The sequence below is a fragment of the uncultured Rikenella sp. genome (assembly GCF_910579375.1).
Lineage (GTDB): Bacteria > Bacteroidota > Bacteroidia > Bacteroidales > Rikenellaceae > Rikenella.
The window spans coordinates 1-3707 of record NZ_CAJTUJ010000181.1; the positions used below are offsets into that span (position 1 = coordinate 1).

A 3707-nucleotide genomic window follows, 5' to 3' on the forward strand; every position below is an offset into this window, starting at 1 on the left:
CCTACGGTTTTCAGTTGCGTTGCCTCTCGGAATAAACGGGGCCGCTCGGCACCCGAATACTGGCTGGAACTACCCCAAGAGACAGCCTCTACCCCAAGCAACTAGCCGGGTCTCTACCCGAACCAACGGCCAGGTCTACCCTAAATAAAGGCCGCCTCAACCAAACCGACCCGCCGCCTCTACCCCAAAGCGGGCCGAAGAACCGCAAAAGCAACACCCCCGCCCCTTGTCAGAGCGCCCCCTCAAAACTCCCTCGGAAATCCCTCAAAAAGCCCCACGAACCCCGCGCCACCCTACCCCCATTTTCCCTATCTTTGCCCCGCCATGAAATTCAACCGCATCACCCACTATATCAAGCCCAGTTTTTGGATCTTTCTGGTCATCTCCGCCCTGCTGTGGTACATCACCCAACTCGGCTACCGCTACACCACCGAGATCCCCCTCTCCGTCGAAGTGACCAACGACTTCTCCTCCCGTCTGTGGATCGACCAACCCCGCACCACCATCCACTGCCGCGCCGAAGGCGTCGGGAGCAAACTCCTCGCCCACAAACTGCACCTGGCCGACCGCCTCGTGATCCCCATGTCCCAACTCACCCTGGTTCCCGTTCCCGAGAGCGACGAACTCTTCCGGATCGATAAGACCTCCCTGACCGGCGCCCTCGCCGCCGCCGGGAAAGAGCTCCGGATACTCGAAATCCTCGACACCGCCCTCACCATCCGCGTATCGCCCGTCGAAACGCGGCGGATGGCCGTCCTCAGCCGCATCGACATCGACCCCGCCCCCCAGCACATGCCCATCGGCCAGCCCCGATTCCGTCCCGACTCCGTCGACGTTCGCGGCCCCCGGAGCCTGTTAGACAGCCTCTCCGGCATCTACACCCGCCCCCGTCGGATCAGCGACGCCCAAGGCACCCTCAGCGGCCACATCGAACTCATCCCCCCCGCCGGCACCCTGCTCTCCGAACGCCAGACCGACTACCGCATCGACATCGTGCCCTACACCCAGCACACCCTCGACCTCCCCGTCCGGATCGAACACCTCGAGAAACAGACCCAAGCCATCGTCATCCCCGGGCGCGTGCGCGTGACCCTGAACGTCCCCCTCCGCGACTACGAACGGATTCGCGAAGAGCAACTCCACGCCTACGTCGACTACCGCGACGCCCTCCACCAGCCCAGCGGCCGCAGCGAAGTGCGGATCGACTCCCTACCCCTCGGCACCGAAATCCTGCGCATCGAACCCCAAGACGTCGAAACCTTCTTCACCCGCCGGCCATGACCCCTCCTCCTCCCCTGCGCATCGGCCTGACCGGCGGCATCGGCAGCGGCAAAAGCACCGTCGGCCGGCTCCTGCAACTCCTCGGCATCCCCGTCTACAACGCCGACCTCGCCGCCCGTCGGCTCATGGAGCACGACCCCTCCTTGCAGGAAGCCATCGTCCGCCACTTCGGCCAAGAAACATATATCACTGAGAATCAGACCACGAAACTCAACCGACCCTATCTCGCCAGCCAGGTATTCGGCCACCCCGACCGCCTCGCCGCCCTGAACCGCCTGGTACACCCCGCCGTCGAACGCGACTTCGAACACTGGGCCGCCCAGTGGGCTCGACATCCCTCGCCCCCCCCCTACATCGTCGAAGAAGCCGCCATCCTCATCGAATCCGGCGCCCACCGGCTGATGGATCGCATCGTCACCGTCACCGCCCCCGAACACATTCGCCTCCAACGGATTATCCAACGCGACCGGACCACCCCCACCGCCGCCCGCGCCCGGATCTCCGCCCAGCTGAGCGATCCCCAACGCGCCTCCTACGCCGACTTCACCCTCACCGCCGACGACCGACAACTGCTGATCCCTCAAGTGCTCGCCCTCCACACCACCCTGTGCCGCGAAACCGCCGCCATCCGGAATTAGGAAATTTTGCTACCTTTGTTCCCCGCAAGGCAGCCCATCGAGCCGCCTCGACGAACCAGAAAAACTACAAGACAACCAATACGTTATGGAACTGAAAGAGATTTTAGCCGTATCCGGCACCCCGGGTCTCTACCGCTACGTGGCACAAGGCAAAGGGGGGATTATCGTAGAATCGCTGGCTGACGGCCGTCGTACCATGGTCGGCGGCACGACCAAAGTGAGCGCCCTGGGCGACATCGCCATCTTCACCACCTCGTCCGAAGTGCCGCTGGGCGATCTGTTTCAGACCATCTACGACCGACAGGGCGGCCAATCCGTCGCCGTGACCTCCAAATCCAACCCCGACGAACTGCGCACCTTCATCTCCTCCGTGCTTCCGGACTACGACACCGAACGCGTCCACCAGTCCGACATCAAGAAGATCGCCCAGTGGTACAACCTCCTGATCGCCGCCGGGATGACCCGCTTCACAGCTGACGAAGCTCCAGCCGAAAGCGGCGAACCGACCACCGAAGCGCCGAAGTCGGCCAAAACGCCAAAGACCGGCACGAAAGCAGCCACCAAGAGCAGCGCCACCCAGCGGACACCGAAAGTGAGCGGCGCCAAGACCGCCTCGGTCAAGAACACCACCGCCCGGAAAGCGCAGTAGCCTGCCGCATCGAGCAGATTCCGAGCACATAAATAGCAGACGCCGAGTCGACCCAAAATGGGCACGACTCGGCGTCTTCCTTTTCGCTCCACACCGCACACAGCCCTCATGTCCGGCTCAGCCCCCGGTTCAGGCACGAGCCCATCCGTTAAGGGATAGCCCATTTGCAGAGCCCCGTCTCGTTTTCGCCAGCCCCTCGTCCCCGCCCCGGGCAACCGCTACGCAAAGTCAGGCGTACCGGGCTCCGTCGGCAACTTCGGTTTCATCTGGTCTTCCACAGTCAGAGAGAGCGCTGGCGTGCACTTGAATTTCGACATGACGAACCTCAATCCCGGCAATGAAGCGTACCGTTCCTACGGTCTTCCGTTGCGTTGCCTCTCGGAATAAACGGGGGTAGAGGCGGCCAATAAAATACCCTGTGGGTGCGCCCCGGGCTTCCGCAATCGGGATACGGGCGCGCTGAACGGCGTCGGCAGCAGCGGTTACAGCTGGGCTTCCACGGTCAACGGTTCCCTTGGCATGCACTTGAATTTCTACGTGACGTGGCTCGGTCCCAGCAGCGCGGGCAACCGCGGCTACGGTTTTCCGTTGCGTTGCCTCTCGGAATAAACGCGCCCAAAGGGCGTTTTAATGGCAGCCTCTACCCCAATATTAGACAGCCTCTACCCTACTTTTGAATTGAATCCTGCGGTTCGTAGAGCCGCGCGGGCCGAAGCCACCCCAGGCGTAGGGCCGCAACTCGCGATGCTCGTTGTGCCCCCGCTGGCTCCGACCCGCGAAAGCACTCTCCCCTTCCCATTTATTCGCGCCGGAAGCGGTAGGACACCCGGGAGATGCTGTCGTGAAGTAGAGGCGGCTAGTAAAAGACGCTGTGCGTCCCTCCCGTGGGGAGACTTCGGCCCGCACGGCTCTTCGAGCCGCAAGAGCTCGGCCCATTCACCACCCTATTCTCAGAAGTTCGTCCTCGGCGCGCCCCCCACGCGCCGCTAATGCGTCGATCTTGCCGAGGATGGCGATTCCTCGCGGAATCGCGCTACTCGCTCTCGACCTATAGCAGTTCGCCACCAGCGGAGAGCAGCAACGAGCTCCGTCGAGTTGCAGTCCGCCGCGTGGGGTGGCAGCGAACTGCGCGGCTCAAA

Annotated in this window: 3 protein-coding genes; all 3 read left to right on the top strand. The window is 62.9% G+C overall.

Features of this window, described 5'->3' with window-relative positions; genetic code table 11:
- Positions 1-324 precede the first annotated feature (324 nt).
- Positions 325-1281, top strand: a complete 957-nt coding sequence (locus QZ302_RS09340; RefSeq protein WP_294594744.1) for a hypothetical protein — start codon at positions 325-327, stop codon at positions 1279-1281.
- A complete protein-coding gene (gene coaE / locus QZ302_RS09345; protein WP_294594746.1) occupies positions 1278-1919 on the top strand; it encodes a dephospho-CoA kinase in 642 nt (213 codons plus the stop codon). The genes QZ302_RS09340 and coaE overlap by 4 nt, the downstream gene beginning before the upstream one ends.
- A gap of 85 nt (positions 1920-2004) precedes the next feature.
- Positions 2005-2568 carry a DUF5606 domain-containing protein gene (locus QZ302_RS09350; RefSeq protein ID WP_365320724.1) on the top strand — a complete coding sequence of 188 codons (564 nt, stop codon included), beginning with the start codon at positions 2005-2007 and terminating at the stop codon, positions 2566-2568.
- The last annotated feature ends 1139 nt before the right edge of the window (positions 2569-3707 follow it).